Raw genomic sequence first — 16,001 nt, 5'->3', positions numbered from 1 at the left:
TCGCGCGACCCCGCAGTCACCCCAAGGGTTATCGGCCGGATCAGCGGTTCTCTTGAAGCCGGGCTTCAAGATTCCTTGCGGCGGGATTACCCTTCGCGGCTGTTCTTTTCATCCAACCGCAAGGGATTGATCGTGTTCATCAAAGGAAGCTGTGTTGTGCCGGCGTGTGCGTTGCTGTTCGCCCAGACCGCTTGGGCGAACGGCATGGATTGCGAGAAGGCGCAAAGTGTCGTGGAACACGCCGTTTGCGCGGACAAGCCGCTGTATGGGCTGGATGCGGAGATGGGCTCGACCTACCGCAAACTGATGAAGGCCGCTCCGCAGGCGCAGGCCGAACTGAAGTCGGGCCAGCGCCAATGGCTGAAGACCCGTGACGGCTGCGCCGACGACATCGCTTGCCTGCACCAACAGTACCAGGATCGCTTGCAGACCTTGCACGCGCAGTGGATCGAGGCCGTCGCCTACAAGCCCGACGACATCGACCGGGAGGTCATGGAAGACCTGCGCCAACGCATTCTCAAGATGATCGACGACAACCCGGAGTTTGCGCTGGAACGGGCACTGGGCACGCTCACGAGCAAAAGAAACGAAAGCTCGTTCTCCGGCGATCCGAGCAAAGACAACGCCTACGATCAAACGACCTTCCCCAAGACCCGGCCCGAGGGGGTCTCGCCGGATGAATGGAAAGCCCTGAACGCCTCCGGCCTTGATTCGGATGCGGAGCAAGGTCAAGCCACTTACACCTTGATCGATCTGGACGGCGATGGTCAGAGGGATCTGTTCGTCTCCACCTATTCCGGCGGCACCGGCCTGGTCAACAGCTATGAAACGCTCCATCGCAACGGAGCACGGTTCACACGACGAAAGGCCCCTTACGATCCTGAGGCGATCAATGGCCGCTACTCGTTATCGACCAGTGATCGCGGTGCAAACCAATCGGTTGGCTGGATCGAATCTCACGGAAGAATGTACGTCACCTACTTCAACGGCTCCTACGGCACCGACCGGCTCTATCTGCTCAACCCGCTGAAAATCAACAGCCAGATCCCCACCGTGACGGTCCGTTACGAATACCGACTGACCGTACCCGCCACCCAGTACGCCGAAGACAACAACAACTCCAGCTACACGCTGGAGCCGGGCCTGCAAGCGGCGCTCACCGAAGCCCTGACCCAATCGAACGCCGGCAACCCCCAACAGCTCAAGCAGGGCACGGATCCCCTCTGCCCCATTCCTGCATCCGGGCAAGGCGACGATGACTACTACAGCTACGGCGCGGGCTACTACGCCATCGAATCGGTCACGGACATGCCGGTGACCATCGGCAACGAGTGCTTCATCGCCAGGCTGAACAACTGGTTCGGCAGCTACAGCGAAAAGGATGGATTGCCCGCACTGCTCACACTGCGCAAACCCGGGGTTGAAGGTCAGGAGCGCAGTTACTCGGTCAATGGCCGGCGCCGAGCCACCCAGGTCGATGCCACGATCGGCAAGGCCGAAGAAGGGATCGGGCTTTTTTGAGGGGCGGCGAAACATCATGAAAAAGCCCCGCCAGATCGCTCTGCGCGGGGCTTTCGAAAGGATGGTGTCCCAGGGCAGGTTCGAACTGCCAACCTTCCCCTTAGGAGGGGGATGCTCTATCCAATTGAGCTACTGGGACACAAGGTTGCCGTAGTGACGGACGGCGAGCATGTTAACGGCCATGCCCCTGTTTGTCATGTCATCCGTAGGGCTTTTTGAGCGTAGGCAGGCACCCTGCAATATCGCGGGAGCTTTCGTCGTGCATTTTGCATCCCATTAAACGGCCACCCTTGCGAAATGCACGTCAAACGCTCCGAAAGACCCTTTCAAATGCTTGTTTTTAAAGGACTTAACAGCGGTTAGACTATTGGCACGCCGGCTGCTTCGCCTGTTCCCAAAGAACAAACGGAGATCAGCCCATGAACAGCGCCCTCTTGCTCGCCAATGCGATCGCCCTCGCGGTTCTGGTGGGGGTTCATTTTGCGCCTCGGGAAGACGCCTCGGTGGCCCAACGCCTGCCGCACTACCTGATGGTGCAGAAAGCGCCGCAATGGGCTGTGCTGAGCGACCGTCAGGGCTTCGCGCCGCAGGAGGTCAACGGGCCTGGGCACGCATTGCCGGTGCAATCGACCGAGCGCCTGGCGTTCTAATTTTTTTCAGGAGGACTGCATGTCCAGATCGGCCTTGGGATTGTTGATCCTCGCCCTGCTCAGCGGCATCGCTCATCTTTCGCTCTTCGAAGAGGCGGAGCTTTCCCTGCCGTTGATCGGCTGCGGCGTATTCGCCGTGCTGTTCGTGCTGGCGCTGGTGGCCGGCCGCAAGATCAAGTTCGATCCGGTGCTGCGCTGAGCCTCACCCACGCCAGCAAGCGGGCGACGGTGTCCGCCAACGCCCCCGAATTGTCGAGCCGATGGACCGGCGCATCACCGACCGCGTCGCCCGCCACGAACAAGGCATTGCGCGCCAGCCGCGCATCGATCTGCGCCAGGGTTTCCCGCCCTCGCCTGAACAAGCGCTCGCGCAGCACGTCATCCCGAACCGTCAACAGCACCGGCAACAGCGTCGGATAACGCTGTAACGCTTCGGCCAGGTGTCCGCGCGATCCGTTGACCAACACATGCCGCCCGGACTGCAGCCATTGATCGATCTGCACCGGAATGCCGTAGCTGAGGCCGTTGGCCTGCCATGACAGCGCAAAATCGCCGGCACTGCGGCGTTGCTCGAACTCCTGCGGCGTCACGCCGACCGCCTCTTCGCCCACCGACTCCGCCGACCGGGTGATCACCCGCCGCACCACGTCGCAGCCGAGCGCCCTGAGCGGCTCACGCGCAGCGTCAATCAGGCTGTCCTTGCCCGAACCGGACGGCCCCATCAGGTAAATCAGCCTGCCGTCCATCCTGAAAGTGCCCTCCGGCAAGGGTTGCGAACTAGAAAATCGGCCATTTGCCACTATCCTTTAAAAGGTAGGGCTGAAGGATCGAAGCCACATAGCATGCACGTTCTGGCGCCGTCGGGCACCCGATCTCGTGCATCGGGATGCGGTCGGCGATGCGCACCGGGCAATCTTTTCAAACCAGTCCGCATTTCTGATAATTGGTGCTGGCATTACGCCTTTACCCAGATCAATATTTGTCACAGAATTGACGCCAAGGATCTGGCAATTTTGAGGCATGATGCGGGCCTCTTAACAATTCAGGTTGAACCATTTGGCGAGGGTGCTTGTCCTACCACTCATCCTGCGGCCAATTCCGAGAACCGCTCCCCTGAACTAACCGGTTAACTATATGCGCCCATTGAAACAGGCAATTTATTCCAGCCGCACGGCTGACAAGTTCGTCGTACGCCTGCCAGACGGAATGCGTGAACGCATCGCCGAGGTGGCTCGCAATCATCACCGCAGCATGAACTCAGAGATCATTGCCCGTCTTGAGCAGAGCCTCATTCAGGAAGGCGCATTGGGCGAAGAGCTGAGCATGCGTCTGGACAGCCCCGAGCTGTCGCTGCACGAACGCGAACTGCTGCAACGCTTCCGTCAACTCTCCCACCGCCAGCAGAACGCCCTGGTGTCGCTGATCGCCCACGACGCCGAAATGGCCGCCGACGCGTCCTGAGCCGCACAGAACATCTCAAGCCAGCCTGCATGCTGGCTTTTTTTTGCCCGGCATTTGGCCAAACGCCTTTTGCAGGCAACAAAAAGCCCGCCGATGGGCGGGCTGTTTCGAGCGAGGTCAGAGCAGGAAGATCGTCGCCAGCCCCAGGAAGATGAAGAAACCGCCGCTGTCGGTCATCGCGGTGATCATCACGCTGGAACCCATCGCCGGGTCGCGCCCCATCTTCGCCAGCGTCATCGGGATCAGCACCCCCATCAACGCCGCCAGCAGCAGGTTCAGGGTCATGGCCGCCGTCATCACCACCCCGAGCGACCAGCTGTGGTACAGCAAATAAGCGACCACACCGATCACCCCGCCCCAGATCAAACCGTTGATCAGGGCGACCGCCAGCTCTTTGCGCATCAGGCGCGAGGTGTTGCCGGTGCTGACCTGATCGAGCGCCATGGCACGGACGATCATGGTGATGGTCTGGTTGCCGGAGTTGCCGCCGATGCCCGCCACGATCGGCATCAGCGCCGCGAGCGCCACCAGTTTCTCGATCGAGCCTTCGAACAGGCCGATCACCCGGGAGGCGACGAATGCCGTGATCAGATTGATCGCCAGCCAGGCCCAACGGTTGCGCAAGGATTTCCAGACCGAAGCGAAGATGTCTTCCTCTTCGCGCAGACCCGCCATGTTGAGGACTTCGCTTTCGCTTTCCTCACGGATCAGGTCCACCATTTCGTCGATGGTCAGACGGCCGATCAGCTTGTCGTTCTTGTCCACCACCGGGGCGGAGACCAGGTCGTAACGCTCGAACGCCTGCGCCGCGTCGTAGGCGTCCTCGTCCGGGTGGAAACTCACCGGATCGCTGGCCATGACTTCGGCCACCTGCTTCTCCGGATCATTGACCAGCAGGCGCTTGATCGGCAGCACGCCCTTGAGCACGCCGTCGTAATCGACCACGAACAGCTTGTCGGTATGGCCCGGCAGCTCCTTGAGGCGGCGCAGGTAACGCAGCACCACTTCCAGGCTGACGTCTTCCCGGATGGTCACCATCTCGAAGTCCATCAGCGCACCGACCTGCTCCTCGTCATAGGACAGGGCCGAACGCACACGCTCGCGCTGCTGGTTGTCCAGGGACTCCATCAGCTCGTGGACGACGTCCCGCGGCAGCTCGGAGGCCAGGTCAGCGAGTTCGTCGGCGTCCAGCTCCTTGGCGGCGGCCAGGAGCTCGTGATCGTCCATGTCGGCGATCAGCGACTCACGGACCGAATCGGACACTTCAAGGAGGATGTCGCCGTCGCGGTCAGCCTTGACCAGTTGCCAGAGCGTCAGACGGTCGTCCAGCGGCAAGGCTTCAAGGATGTAGGCGACGTCGGCGGAGTGCAGGTCATCGAGCTTGCGCTGCAGCTCGACCAGGTTTTGCCGGTGAACCAGGTTCTCGACCCGGTCGTGATGAGCGCCTTCCTGGCGGTGGGTCAGGTCTTCGACGACCTTCTGGCGCTGCAGCAGCTCAACGACCTGAGCCAGGCGATCCTGCAGGCTTTCCTGTGTTTTCTTTACTTCAACTTCAGACATAGGCGAACTCCACTCCCAGCAGCGGGGCACGCCGGAAGGATCAATCAGTCAATTCTTGATTGGTGAAACGGGCTACTGAACAACTACTGGGTAAGTCCATGGAGGTTTTCCATAAGCCCCGGCGGGGCTGACGGGCGCAATGATACACCGCCTGACGGTTTAAAACGTTAAAAAATCATGGCTGAAACAAGCGCTTGCGAGACAAAGCTCAGCGCCGCCCTGATCCATGGAACTGCGACGACTCATCCTGAAAAGAAAACACACCGGCAACGGAAAAAGCAGCGGCTACCCTTGGACATGGCCCGTCACGGAGGACGCCCCGATGCCCTTGAAACCCACCCCGATCGTTCTGACCACCCTGCTCTGCCTGCCGCCCGCCGCCGGGGCGACCACCGTCCATCGCTGCGAGGCCGAAGACGGGCGCATCACCTTCACCACCTTGAGCTGCACGAACGGCGAACGCCTTTCGCGACAAGAACTGAGCCCCTACGCACCCGGTTCGGTCGCGCCCCTGCTGCCGGAAGCCCGCCACGAAGAAACCGACGGCAACCGAGGCAAAAGGCGCGAACCGGCCATCATCGGCCGCGCACAAGACAAATGCGGCAACCTGATCGACGCAAGGCAGAGGCGTGAAGCGATCATCAATCGTCGAGTCGTCACCGGCATGAGCCAGCAGGATGTCGAAAGCGCCTTGGGCAAACCGGACAAAATCACCCAGCGCAACTCATCCACGACCTATCGCTACGACCTCAAACGGGGCCGCAGTGCGCAAGTGGATTTCGACGAGAAAGGATGCGTGACGGGAAAAGCCAAATCCCGGATAGCAAAAAGCCCGCGTTAAACGCGGGCTTTTTGGTGTATGGTGCACTCGACAGGATTCGAACCTGTGACCGCTCGGTTCGTAGCCGAGTACTCTATCCAGCTGAGCTACGAGTGCATTTTGTGTTTTTAGACCAGACCACAACTGGTTGAAGCCGAGTTATCTATATCGCTATAAACAACTCTTAAATGGTGCACTCGACAGGATTCGAACCTGTGACCGCCCGGTTCGTAGCCGGGTACTCTATCCAGCTGAGCTACGAGTGCATTTGTTGCCGCGCATTATAGACCGTTGAATCCTTTTGTAAAGTACTTTTTCTAGTAATTTCAACAACTTACCGAAAAAGCCAGATTACAACGAACTACGAAAATAATGGCGGAGAACGGGGGATTCGAACCCCCGACACCCTTGTGAGGTGTACTCCCTTAGCAGGGGAGCGCCTTCGGCCACTCGGCCAGCTCTCCGCAACACGGGGCGTATATTAACCACCTTCTTCCCCGTTTGCAAACATAAAAATCGATAAAAATTAATGGGTTGGTTCTTCGTCCTTCTCTTTCTTGATACGCAGGTAAATTTCCTCACGGTGCACGGCCACCTCTTTGGGGGCGTTGACGCCGATGCGCACTTGATTTCCTTTGACGCCGAGCACGGTCACGGTGATTTCGCCATCACCGATAATCAGGCTTTCTGCGCACCGACGAGTCAGAATCAGCATACCTTTCTCCTCACGCATTTCAGTTCAGGGACAACAGTCTGCAAAAAAAAGGCACCCGACCTACAACCGGAGCGATCGTAGCCCTACATGCCTGAGTATTGACCAGCGCAAGCAAAAGAACAGTTTCCCGTCTGCGCCATTCAAAAAATAAAGGGCGCGGTCAGACCGCGCCCTTCGGATGACGCGTCACTCGCCCTGGCGGGCTGGAGCGTCCAGTTCGAAAGCCGTGTGCAGGGCGCGCACGGCCAGTTCCAGGTACTTCTCTTCGATCACCACGGACACCTTGATTTCCGAGGTCGAGATCATCTGGATGTTGATGCTTTCCTTGGCCAGGGATTCGAACATGCGGCTGGCCACGCCGGCGTGGGAACGCATGCCGACGCCGACGATCGAGACCTTGGCGATCTTGGTGTCGCCGACGACCTCACGGGCACCGATCTCGCGGGCGGTGTTTTCCAGCACCGTCTGCGCCGACTGGTAGTCGTTGCGGTGCACGGTGAAGGTGAAGTCGGTGGTGTTATCGTGCGCGACGTTCTGCACGATCATGTCGACTTCGATGTTCGCGGCACTGATCGGGCCGAGAATCTTGAACGCCACGCCCGGGGTGTCTGGCACGCCACGGATGGTCAGCTTGGCTTCATCGCGGTTGAAGGCGATGCCGGAAATGATCGGCTGTTCCATGGTTTCCTCTTCATCAATGGTAATGAGGGTGCCCGGACCCTCCTTGAAGCTGTGCAGTACGCGCAGCGGGACGTTGTACTTGCCGGCGAACTCCACCGCACGGATCTGCAGCACCTTGGAGCCGAGGCTGGCCATTTCCAGCATCTCCTCGAAGGTGATCTTGTCCAGGCGCTGAGCCACGGACACCACACGCGGGTCGGTGGTGTAGACACCGTCGACGTCGGTGTAGATCTGGCATTCGTCAGCCTTGAGCGCGGCGGCCAGCGCCACGCCGGTGGTGTCAGAACCGCCACGGCCCAGGGTGGTGATGTTGCCGTGCTCGTCGACGCCCTGGAAACCGGCGACGACGACGACGCGGCCGGCCTTCAGGTCGCCGCGGATCTTCTGGTCGTCGATCTGCAGGATGCGCGCCTTGTTGTGTGCGCTGTCCGTCAGGATCCGCACCTGGTTGCCGGTGTACGACACCGCCGGCACACCGCGCTTGATCAGCGCCATGGCCAACAGGGCGATCGTGACCTGCTCACCGGTGGAGACGATCACGTCCAGTTCACGGGGAACCGGCTGATCGTCGCCACTGATTTGCTTGGCCAGATCGATCAGACGGTTGGTTTCGCCGCTCATTGCAGACAGCACAACCACCAGGTCATCGCCGGCATCGCGGAATTTCTTAACCTTGTCGGCGACCTGCTCGATTCTCTCGACGCTGCCGACCGAGGTGCCTCCAAATTTCTGTACGATCAAAGCCATTTCAAAGCCGCCTCTGCCCATGAAGGGCGCCCAATAATCACTCGAACGGCCGCCGGGCCCGCCACTAGACTGCGGGGCCGGCGGCGCGTCTTATAAACCCTGCTCGACGAACGGAACGGTCAGCGCCAGTGCGCTGTCCAGTGCGCCGGCGTCTGTGCCGCCGCCCTGCGCCATGTCCGGGCGACCGCCGCCCTTCCCGCCCACTGCCGCAGCAGCCTGTTTCATCAAATCACCGGCTTTGAGTTGGCCAGTCAGGTCCTTGGTCACGCCAGCGACCAGTACGACCTTTTCCTCATGGACACTGCCGAGCAGGATCACTGCGCGACCGAGTTTGTTCTTCAGCTGATCGACCAGCGCCAGCAGCGCCTTGCCGTCCTGACCGTCCAGACGGGCGGCCAGCACCTTCACGCCCTTGACGTCCGCGGCCTGGGCCGACAGATCGTCGCCGGCGGCGCTGGCGGCCTTGGCCTGCAGCTGCTCGAGCTGCTTTTCCAGCAGGCGGTTGCGTTCCAGCACCGCCGACAGCTTGTCGATCAGGTTGTCGCGGCTGCCCTTGACCAGGCTGGCCGCTTCCTTGAGTTGCTCTTCGGCCGCGTTGAGGTAAGCCAGCGCCGCTGCGCCGGTCACTGCCTCGATGCGACGCACGCCGGAGGCCACGCCGCCTTCGCTGATGATCTTCAGCAGGCCGATGTCGCCGGTGCGGTTGGCGTGGATGCCGCCGCACAGCTCGACCGAGAAGTCGCCGCCCATGCTCAGCACGCGCACGCTGTCGCCGTACTTCTCGCCGAACAGCGCCATTGCGCCTTTCTTCTTGGCGGTGTCGATGTCGGTCTCTTCGGTCTCCACCGCCGAATTCTTGCGGATCTCGGCGTTGACGATGTCTTCCAGTGCCTTCAGCTGTTCAGGCTTGATCGCCTCGAAGTGGCTGAAGTCGAAACGCAGGCGCTGACTGTCCACCAGCGAGCCCTTCTGCTGGACGTGGTCGCCCAGCACCTTGCGCAATGCCGCGTGCAGCAGGTGGGTGGCCGAGTGGTTCAGCGAGGTGGCGTGACGTACGTCGGCTTCGACGTGGGTCTCCACCGGCGCGCCGACGATCAGGCTGCCCGAGGCCAGCACGCCGTGGTGCAGGAACGCGCCGCCGGTCTTGGTGGTGTCGCGCACGTCGAAGCGGCTGTTGCCGGCCTGAATGTAGCCGCAGTCGCCGACCTGGCCGCCGGACTCCGCATAGAACGGGGTCTGGTTCAGCACGATCACGCCTTCCTGCCCTTCACTCAAGACGTCCACGGACTGGCCGTCTTTATAGAGCGCGACGACTTTCGCCGAACCGCTGGTGGCGTGGTAGCCGGTGAATTCGGTGTCGACGTCGACCTTGACCAGGCTGTTGTAGTCCAGGCCGAACGAGCTGGCGGAGCGCGCTCGCTCGCGCTGGGCTTCCATTTCGCGCTCGAAGCCGGCTTCGTCGATGGTCAGGCTGCGCTCGCGGGCGATGTCCGCGGTCAGGTCCATCGGGAACCCGTAGGTGTCGTAGAGCTTGAACACCACGTCGCCCGGCACGACTTCGCCCTTGAGCTCGGAGAGATCCTGCTCGAGGATCTTCAGGCCCTGCTCCAGGGTCTTGGCGAACTGCTCTTCCTCGGCCTTGAGCACGCGCTCGATGTGCGCCTGCTGGGCCTTGAGCTCAGGGAAGGCTTCGCCCATCTCGGCCACCAGCGCGGCGACGATCTGGTAGAAGAAGCTGCCCTTGGCGCCCAGCTTGTTGCCGTGGCGGCAGGCGCGACGGATGATCCGGCGCAGCACGTAGCCGCGGCCCTCGTTGGAAGGCAGCACGCCGTCGGCGACCAGGAAGCCGCAGGAACGGATGTGGTCGGCCACCACTTTCAGCGAAGCCTGGCCGTCGTTGGTGCAGCCGATGGCCTTGGCCGAAGCGCTCAGCAGGCTCTGGAACAGGTCGATCTCGTAGTTCGAGTGCACGTGCTGCAGCACGGCGCTGATCCGCTCAAGGCCCATGCCGGTGTCCACCGACGGTGCCGGCAGCGGATGCAGCACGCCGTCGGCGGTGCGGTTGAACTGCATGAACACGTTGTTCCAGATCTCGATGTAGCGGTCACCGTCCTCTTCCGGCGAGCCCGGCGGGCCGCCCCAGATGTCGGCGCCGTGGTCGTAGAAGATCTCGGTGCACGGACCGCACGGGCCGGTGTCGCCCATGGTCCAGAAGTTGTCGGAGGCGTACGGCGCGCCCTTGTTGTCGCCGATGCGCACCATGCGCTCGGCCGGCACACCGACTTCCTTGGTCCAGATGTCGTAGGCTTCGTCGTCGGTGGCGTAGACGGTCACCCACAGCTTTTCCTTCGGCAGGTTCAGCCACTTGTCCGACGTCAGGAACGTCCAGGCGAAGGTGATGGCGTCACGCTTGAAGTAGTCGCCGAAGCTGAAGTTGCCCAGCATTTCGAAGAAGGTGTGGTGACGGGCGGTGTAACCGACGTTTTCCAGGTCGTTGTGCTTGCCGCCGGCGCGCACGCATTTCTGGCTGCTGACGGCGCGGGTGTACGCGCGCTTTTCCTGGCCCAGGAAGCAGTCCTTGAACTGGTTCATGCCTGCGTTGGTGAACAGCAGGGTTGGGTCATTGCCCGGAATCAAAGAGCTGGAGGCTACACGGGTGTGGCCTTGCTCTTCGAAGAAGCGAAGGAAGGCTTCACGGATTTCTGCGCTTTTCATTAGGTTCTTCCACGGAGGCTGCGGCCAAAGGCCTGTGCAATACGTCGACAGACGAAGCAACGGCAAAGGGCCGCATTATATCGGCCCTGCGCGCGGGGTACAGCGTGTTTATACGATAGAAGCAGTCAATTGGGCCGCCAACGCTGTCACTTGCGCGAAAACGCGACGAATGCCTCGACCACCTGCCCGATTTGCGAGCGATTGACGTCCATGTGCGTGACCATCCGCAGACGGGCGGCGGCGCTCAGCCGGATCCCGCGCTCCGCCGCAAACGCCTTGAGGGCATGGGCCCGGTCGCCCATCTGCACATAGACCATGTTGGTCTGCACCGGCTCGACGCAGAACCCGGCGTCGCGCAGCCCTTCGGCCAGCAGCTCGGCGTTGGCGTGGTCCTGCGCCAGGCGCTCGACGTTGTGCTCCAGCGCGTACAGCCCCGCCGCCGCCAGCAGACCGGCCTGGCGCATGCCGCCGCCGACCATCTTGCGCAACCGGCGGGCCTTGCCGATCAGCTCGGCCGAGCCGCACAGCACCGAGCCCACCGGGGCGCCGAGGCCCTTGGACAGGCACACCGAGACCGAATCGAAATGCCGGGTGATCTCCCGGGCATCGACGCCCAGCTTGACCGCCGCGTTGTACAGGCGCGCGCCGTCCAGGTGCAGGGCCAGGCCGTGCTCCTGGGTGAAACGCCGGGCCCGGGCCAGGTATTCCAGCGGCAACACCTTGCCTTGCATGGTGTTTTCCAGCGCCAGCAGGCGTGTGCGGGCGAAGTGGAAGTCATCGGGCTTGATCGCGGCGGCCACCTGCTCCAGATCCAGCGAGCCGTCGGCCTGCACCTCCAGCGGCTGCGGCTGGATCGAGCCCAGCACCGCTGCGCCGCCGCCTTCGTATTTGTAGGTATGCGCCTGCTGGCCGACGATGTATTCGTCGCCGCGTCCGCAATGGGCCATCAAGCCCAGCAGGTTGCTCATGGTGCCGGTCGGCACGAACAGCGCCGCGGCAAACCCCAGCCGTTCTGCCAGTTCGGCTTCCAGACGGTTGACCGTCGGATCCTCGCCATACACATCGTCACCGGTGGCCGCGCGGGCCATCGCTTCAAGCATTGCGGGAGACGGTTGGGTGACGGTGTCGCTGCGAAGATCGATAACGCTCATGAACCTGGCCTCAAGTCAGCAGGGGAAATCCCTATTCGTATCGGAATTACTGCGGGCATGGCGCGGATTAATCAACCCTTGGGCAAGGAAAAGTCACCGCTTGAAGCGAAAAATTCGATGGCAATCATCACAAAGGCGCAATGCATCGCCAGGGGAACTGTGTTACAAACGCTGCGCCGCCCGACGAAGGGCGGCACAACGTTCTCAGGGCGGGGTGCAATTCCCCACCGGCGGTAATTGCGCGCAACGCGCATAGCCCGCGAGCGCTTGACGGCAGGCACGGCTCAGGTTGTGCCCGACGGCAAGGTCAGCAGACCCGGTGTGATTCCGGGGCCGACGGTCACAGTCCGGATGAAGAGAGAACGGGATTGACGCCAAAGGGCCGTCTGCGTGCTTGCGCGCGCGTACCCTTGATCCCTTTCGATTCATATCGCCCTGTTTTTCACACAAACAGGAGTCAGAACATGCAACCCACCGCTATCGACAGCAAAACCAAACACACGCAGGGCGAGCGCGTCGCGTTCATCCAGGCCTGCTGGCACAAGGAAATCGTCGACCAGAGCCGTAAAGGCTTCGTCGCCGAAATGATCGCCCAGGGCTACCAGGAAGCGGACATCGATTTCTTCGAGGTCGGCGGCGCGTTTGAAATGCCTCTGCACGCCAAGCTGCTGGCCAAGACCGGTCGTTATGCCGGCATCGTCGCGGCCGCCCTGGTGGTGGACGGCGGGATCTACCGTCACGAATTCGTCGCCCAGTCGGTCGTCAGCGGCCTGATGCAGGTTCAGCTGGAAACCGAAGTGCCGGTGTTCTCGGTGTCCTTGACCCCGCACCACTTCCATGCCGGCGAAGAGCACCAGAAGTTCTTCTTCGAGCATTTCGTGCACAAGGGTCAGGAAGCGGCGAGAACCTGCGCCGACACGCTGCTGAAGATCCGTGCGCTGCGCCGCAGTGAGCCGCGCGCCGTAGCGGTCTAAGCGCCGAAACCCGTGGGAGCCCGACTGCTCGCGAGGGCGACGGGTCAGTCACCATCGATGTCGGATGGGCTGGCCAATTCGCTGGCAAGCCAGCTCCCACAGGGTCTGCGGTGCTCCCGGATTCAGTGAACGAAGCCCGCAGGGTTCGTGCGGCGTGCTCAGGCCAGTTGATCGTCCGTGGTCGGCACGATCAGGATGCCGGCGCGCAGGCCGTTCTTGACCTTGGGGTTGGGGAAGATGATCCGGGCGCCCTGCTCTTCGATGATCCAGCGGGTATTGGCCAGGTCTTCGGCCAGCACATAACCCATGTCCAGTTCCGAAAAGTTCTCGATGTCCGCCGGCAGGTTCAGGCGGAAGGCATCGCTGTGCTTGATGATTTCCCGGGCCACGCTGAACAGTTGCAGGCCGTCCAGGCCCTCGTGCGCCTGTTCGGGCTCGTTGCCCTCGATGATCTGCTTCAGGCGGTTTTCCAGCAACGACACGTTGACCCCGGCGTTCTGCCCGAACGGCCGGGCCTTGCCCAGCTCAAGGGTGAAGGACTCGGCGCCGAGCTTGTCGTAGGTGTACGAGCTGAACACGATCGACGGCTTGTTCTGCAGCAGCACCGCTTCCATGCCCGCCGCCCGCAGCCGGGCCAGTTCGCGCCGGGAGTGCTGGCGCCCTTCTTTCCACGGGTACAGGGCGAACTGCTCGATCTTCGAGCCGCGGATCGCGGTGTGCAGGTCATAGTGCAGGCGCTGACGGCCCGGCAGGCTGAAGAAACTCGCCGCCAGGCGCTCCAGCTCACAGGCGCGCAAGGCTTCGCAGCCGCTGCTTTGTTCGTGACGGCCGTTGAACAGCCGGTTGACGTCCTGCTCGATGAAGCGCTCGCCCTTGCGGATCGCTTCCGGGTTGCCGAACAGGAACAGAATGCGTGCGCGCGGCTTCAGGTCGCCGCGGGCGATGTCATGCAACAGGCGGTCGAGCAATTCGATCGGCGCGGTCTCGTTGCCGTGGATCCCTGCCGACAGCAGCAGATCCAGGCCGTTGTCGCGCGCTTCGGGCGGCCGCACTTCCAGCGCGCCCTCGCTCAACCAGCGCATGCGCACGCCTTCGACAGTCAGTTGAGTCTTCTCCGCCGGTTCGCGGCCGGCGAGGGTCAGTTCAAGCAGTTTGCCGAGGGCGAGCATAGAGCGGTTTCCTTAGTGGTCGTGGTTGCAATCCGGGCCGTGCACATGTTCCTCGCCACCGAGGTCGGCCGGTTCCATTTCCAGTTGCAGACTTACCAGATTAGTCGCCAACGGGCGCAGCAACAGGTTGGCGTACTCTTCGTCGTCTTCTTCGACGTCGACGCCGATCAGCAGCTGGCCGCGGCCGTCCTGCTGGATCCACAGCTCCTTGCCTTGCCACATGACCGCGACGCGGGTGCAGGAGGTTTGCAGTTGCGTGCCGTCGGTGTCTTCAAGGATCAGCTGCAGGGAATCACTCATGTTTACGCTCTCTTGGAAGATGAAGCCGTGCGCCGCGCGAAGGCGGCGCACCGGCCATCAATTGATCTGGAATGGATAAACCGCGCCCAGTTTAAGGATTTGCGTCAGTTCATCCAGTGCCGTCCGGCATTCAAGCAGCAATTGCGGATCCGCCAGATCGTTTTCGGTCAGGCGGTCGCGGTAGTGCTTTTCAACCCATGCGGTCAACGAACCGTACAACGGTGCCGTCATGATAACCCCTGGATTGACCGCCGCCAGTTCGGTTTCGTTGAGTGCGACACGCAGCCTCAGGCAAGCGGGGCCGCCGCCGTTCTGCATGCTTTGCTTCAGATCGAAGACCTTGACCTCGCGAACCGGGCCGCCGGAGCCGGTCAGGCTTTGCAGGTAGTTCCAGACGCGCTCGTTGCCGCGGCACTCTTCCGGCACGATCAGCAGCATCGAACCATCAGGGCGCGACAGCAACTGACTGTTGAACAGGTAGGAGCGCACCGCGTCGTCCACGGTGACCGCCGAACGCGGCACACAGATCGACTGGAACTTGCCGCCGACCTTGGCGAGCTTGGCCTGCAGCTCGGCCAGCATCTGCTCGGTCTCCAGGAACGCGTCCTCGTGATAGAACAGCACCTCGCCGTTGCCCACCGCGATCACGTCGTTGTGGAACACGCCCTGATCGATCACCGCCGGGTTCTGCTGGGCGTAGACCACGCCGTCGTCGCGCAGGCCGTGCAGGCGGGCGACTGCCTGGGACGCTTCGAGGGTCTGGCGCGCCGGGTACTTCTGCGGCGCCGGATAGCGGGTGTCGAACGCGCTGCGGCCGAACACGAAGAACTCGACGCCGGCCTCGCCGTACTCACGGCAGAAACGGGTGTGGTTGGCCGCGCCTTCGTCGCCGAACTGCGCCACCGCCGGCAACGCGGCGTGATGGGCGAAGTGCTGCTGATCGGCGAACATCGCCCCCAGCACGCGGCTGGTGGTCGGGTGTTCGATGCTGCGGTGGTACTTGCAGTTGAGGTTGGCGGCGGTGAAATGCACGCGGCCGTCGGCGGTGTCGGCGCTCGGGCTGACCGTGGCGGCGTTGGCCACCCACATGCTCGACGCCGAGCAACTGGCGACCAGCAGCGGCATCGCTTCCTTGGCGGCGCGCTCGATCACCTGGGCATCGGTGCCACCAAAACCCAGACGGCGCAAGGCGGCCACGTCCGGACGCTCCTGCGGCGCCAGCACGCCCTGGACAAAGCCCATGTCCATCAGCGCTTTCATTTTCGCCAGGCCTTGCAGCGCGGCTTCCTTGGGGTTGGAAGACTGCTGGCTGTTGCTCTGGGAGGCGACGTTGCCGTAGGACAGGCCGCCGTAGTTGTGGGTCGGCCCCACTAGACCGTCAAAATTGACTTCACAGGATTTCATCAGCGAGGCTCCACGAGAATCTGTTGTTATAGGCTTGCGTAACGGTTCTTTGAGACTGCGGCGCAGCCTTCGCGGGCAAGCCCGCTCCCACAGGTTGATCGGTGCCGGCACCTGATGTGCCCTGCATCGCTCC

At 62.1% G+C, this 16,001-nt stretch carries 15 protein-coding genes, 4 tRNA genes and 1 riboswitch; of the genes, 6 read left to right on the top strand and 13 right to left on the bottom strand.

Translation table 11 applies throughout. The features are described from left to right. The first annotated feature begins 132 nt into the window (after positions 1–132). A complete protein-coding gene (locus KVG96_RS04280; RefSeq protein WP_217890944.1) occupies positions 133–1,521 on the top strand; it encodes a lysozyme inhibitor LprI family protein in 1,389 nt (462 codons plus the stop codon). Between the two features lie 62 nt (positions 1,522–1,583). Here the strand turns inward: KVG96_RS04280 and KVG96_RS04275 are convergent. Continuing rightward, positions 1,584–1,660, bottom strand: a tRNA-Arg gene (locus KVG96_RS04275). 280 nt (positions 1,661–1,940) lie between these two features. Here KVG96_RS04275 and KVG96_RS04270 point away from each other — a divergent pair. Then, the gene (locus tag KVG96_RS04270; protein ID WP_217890943.1) at positions 1,941–2,171 is read left to right on the top strand and encodes a hypothetical protein; all 231 of its coding nucleotides are present in this window, start codon (positions 1,941–1,943) and stop codon (positions 2,169–2,171) included. Between the two features lie 19 nt (positions 2,172–2,190). Further along, a complete protein-coding gene (locus tag KVG96_RS04265; RefSeq protein ID WP_217890942.1) occupies positions 2,191–2,370 on the top strand; it encodes a PA3371 family protein in 180 nt (59 codons plus the stop codon). Here the strand turns inward: KVG96_RS04265 and phnN are convergent. Next, positions 2,345–2,917, bottom strand: a complete 573-nt coding sequence (gene phnN / locus KVG96_RS04260) for a phosphonate metabolism protein/1,5-bisphosphokinase (PRPP-forming) PhnN (protein WP_217890941.1) — start codon at positions 2,915–2,917, stop codon at positions 2,345–2,347. The two genes, KVG96_RS04265 and phnN, sit on opposite strands and share 26 nt — an antisense overlap. A 388-nt stretch (positions 2,918–3,305) precedes the next feature. On the opposite strand from phnN, the gene KVG96_RS04255 reads away from it, so the two are divergent. Then, the gene (locus KVG96_RS04255; RefSeq protein ID WP_003178899.1) at positions 3,306–3,632 is read left to right on the top strand and encodes an Arc family DNA-binding protein; all 327 of its coding nucleotides are present in this window, start codon (positions 3,306–3,308) and stop codon (positions 3,630–3,632) included. 117 nt (positions 3,633–3,749) lie between these two features. Here the strand turns inward: KVG96_RS04255 and mgtE are convergent, their stop codons facing one another. Further along, a complete protein-coding gene (gene mgtE, locus KVG96_RS04250) occupies positions 3,750–5,192 on the bottom strand; it encodes a magnesium transporter (protein ID WP_085578223.1) in 1,443 nt (480 codons plus the stop codon). Positions 5,193–5,514: 322 nt separating this feature from the next. Between mgtE and KVG96_RS04245 the strand changes: the two genes are divergently transcribed. Beyond that, on the top strand, positions 5,515–6,033 hold the full coding sequence (locus KVG96_RS04245) for a DUF4124 domain-containing protein (RefSeq protein WP_217890940.1): 519 nt from the start codon (positions 5,515–5,517) through the stop codon (positions 6,031–6,033). A gap of 19 nt (positions 6,034–6,052) precedes the next feature. Here the strand turns inward: KVG96_RS04245 and KVG96_RS04240 are convergent. The 7 genes from KVG96_RS04240 to ltaE form a co-directional block, all read right to left on the bottom strand. Continuing rightward, a tRNA-Arg gene (locus KVG96_RS04240) sits at positions 6,053–6,129 on the bottom strand. 72 nt (positions 6,130–6,201) lie between these two features. Further along, positions 6,202–6,278, bottom strand: a tRNA-Arg gene (locus KVG96_RS04235). A gap of 107 nt (positions 6,279–6,385) precedes the next feature. After that, positions 6,386–6,476 (bottom strand) — tRNA-Ser (locus KVG96_RS04230). Between the two features lie 62 nt (positions 6,477–6,538). Beyond that, positions 6,539–6,727, bottom strand: a complete 189-nt coding sequence (gene csrA / locus KVG96_RS04225; RefSeq protein WP_010226667.1) for a carbon storage regulator CsrA — start codon at positions 6,725–6,727, stop codon at positions 6,539–6,541. A gap of 186 nt (positions 6,728–6,913) precedes the next feature. After that, positions 6,914–8,155 (bottom strand): aspartate kinase, encoded by a 1,242-nt coding sequence (locus tag KVG96_RS04220; protein WP_085578225.1) that lies wholly within the window; start codon positions 8,153–8,155, stop codon positions 6,914–6,916. Positions 8,156–8,245: 90 nt separating this feature from the next. After that, complete coding sequence (gene alaS, locus KVG96_RS04215; RefSeq protein WP_217890939.1) at positions 8,246–10,870, bottom strand: alanine--tRNA ligase; 2,625 nt, start codon at positions 10,868–10,870, stop codon at positions 8,246–8,248. A 146-nt stretch (positions 10,871–11,016) separates the two neighbouring features. Next, a complete protein-coding gene (ltaE, locus tag KVG96_RS04210) occupies positions 11,017–12,021 on the bottom strand; it encodes a low-specificity L-threonine aldolase (RefSeq protein ID WP_217890938.1) in 1,005 nt (334 codons plus the stop codon). Positions 12,022–12,217: 196 nt separating this feature from the next. After that, positions 12,218–12,389: riboswitch (FMN riboswitch) on the top strand. A 96-nt stretch (positions 12,390–12,485) separates the two neighbouring features. Between ltaE and KVG96_RS04205 the strand changes: the two genes are divergently transcribed. Continuing rightward, complete coding sequence (locus KVG96_RS04205; RefSeq protein WP_217890937.1) at positions 12,486–12,995, top strand: 6,7-dimethyl-8-ribityllumazine synthase; 510 nt, start codon at positions 12,486–12,488, stop codon at positions 12,993–12,995. Between the two features lie 158 nt (positions 12,996–13,153). Here KVG96_RS04205 and astE read toward each other — a convergent pair whose 3' ends face one another. Genes astE through astB form a run of 3 tightly spaced genes read right to left on the bottom strand, consistent with a single transcriptional unit; the run spans position 13,154 to position 15,868 of the window. Then, positions 13,154–14,164, bottom strand: a complete 1,011-nt coding sequence (gene astE / locus KVG96_RS04200) for a succinylglutamate desuccinylase (protein WP_217890936.1) — start codon at positions 14,162–14,164, stop codon at positions 13,154–13,156. A 12-nt stretch (positions 14,165–14,176) separates the two neighbouring features. Continuing rightward, a complete protein-coding gene (locus KVG96_RS04195; RefSeq protein ID WP_085578230.1) occupies positions 14,177–14,464 on the bottom strand; it encodes a topoisomerase II in 288 nt (95 codons plus the stop codon). 57 nt (positions 14,465–14,521) lie between these two features. Continuing rightward, positions 14,522–15,868 (bottom strand): N-succinylarginine dihydrolase, encoded by a 1,347-nt coding sequence (gene astB / locus KVG96_RS04190; RefSeq protein WP_217890935.1) that lies wholly within the window; start codon positions 15,866–15,868, stop codon positions 14,522–14,524. Positions 15,869–16,001: the final 133 nt, after the last annotated feature.

This window comes from Pseudomonas ekonensis (assembly GCF_019145435.1).
Lineage (GTDB): Bacteria > Pseudomonadota > Gammaproteobacteria > Pseudomonadales > Pseudomonadaceae > Aquipseudomonas > Aquipseudomonas ekonensis.
This window is presented reverse-complemented; position numbering and strand designations above follow the sequence as displayed.

Excerpts from the sequence above, each read along its gene's own strand:
- astE (WP_217890936.1), bottom strand. The coding sequence starts at position 14,164 with ATGCTCGCCCTCGGCAAACTGCTTGAACTGACCCTCGCCGGCCGCGAA.
- alaS (WP_217890939.1), bottom strand. The coding sequence starts at position 10,870 with ATGAAAAGCGCAGAAATCCGTGAAGCCTTCCTTCGCTTCTTCGAAGAG.
- csrA (WP_010226667.1), bottom strand. The coding sequence starts at position 6,727 with ATGCTGATTCTGACTCGTCGGTGCGCAGAAAGCCTGATTATCGGTGAT.
- KVG96_RS04195 (WP_085578230.1), bottom strand. The coding sequence starts at position 14,464 with ATGAGTGATTCCCTGCAGCTGATCCTTGAAGACACCGACGGCACGCAA.
- KVG96_RS04265 (WP_217890942.1), top strand. The coding sequence starts at position 2,191 with ATGTCCAGATCGGCCTTGGGATTGTTGATCCTCGCCCTGCTCAGCGGC.
- astB (WP_217890935.1), bottom strand. The coding sequence starts at position 15,868 with ATGAAATCCTGTGAAGTCAATTTTGACGGTCTAGTGGGGCCGACCCAC.
- ltaE (WP_217890938.1), bottom strand. The coding sequence starts at position 12,021 with ATGAGCGTTATCGATCTTCGCAGCGACACCGTCACCCAACCGTCTCCC.
- mgtE (WP_085578223.1), bottom strand. The coding sequence starts at position 5,192 with ATGTCTGAAGTTGAAGTAAAGAAAACACAGGAAAGCCTGCAGGATCGC.
- phnN (WP_217890941.1), bottom strand. The coding sequence starts at position 2,917 with ATGGACGGCAGGCTGATTTACCTGATGGGGCCGTCCGGTTCGGGCAAG.
- KVG96_RS04270 (WP_217890943.1), top strand. The coding sequence starts at position 1,941 with ATGAACAGCGCCCTCTTGCTCGCCAATGCGATCGCCCTCGCGGTTCTG.
- KVG96_RS04205 (WP_217890937.1), top strand. The coding sequence starts at position 12,486 with ATGCAACCCACCGCTATCGACAGCAAAACCAAACACACGCAGGGCGAG.
- KVG96_RS04255 (WP_003178899.1), top strand. The coding sequence starts at position 3,306 with ATGCGCCCATTGAAACAGGCAATTTATTCCAGCCGCACGGCTGACAAG.
- KVG96_RS04245 (WP_217890940.1), top strand. The coding sequence starts at position 5,515 with ATGCCCTTGAAACCCACCCCGATCGTTCTGACCACCCTGCTCTGCCTG.
- KVG96_RS04220 (WP_085578225.1), bottom strand. The coding sequence starts at position 8,155 with ATGGCTTTGATCGTACAGAAATTTGGAGGCACCTCGGTCGGCAGCGTC.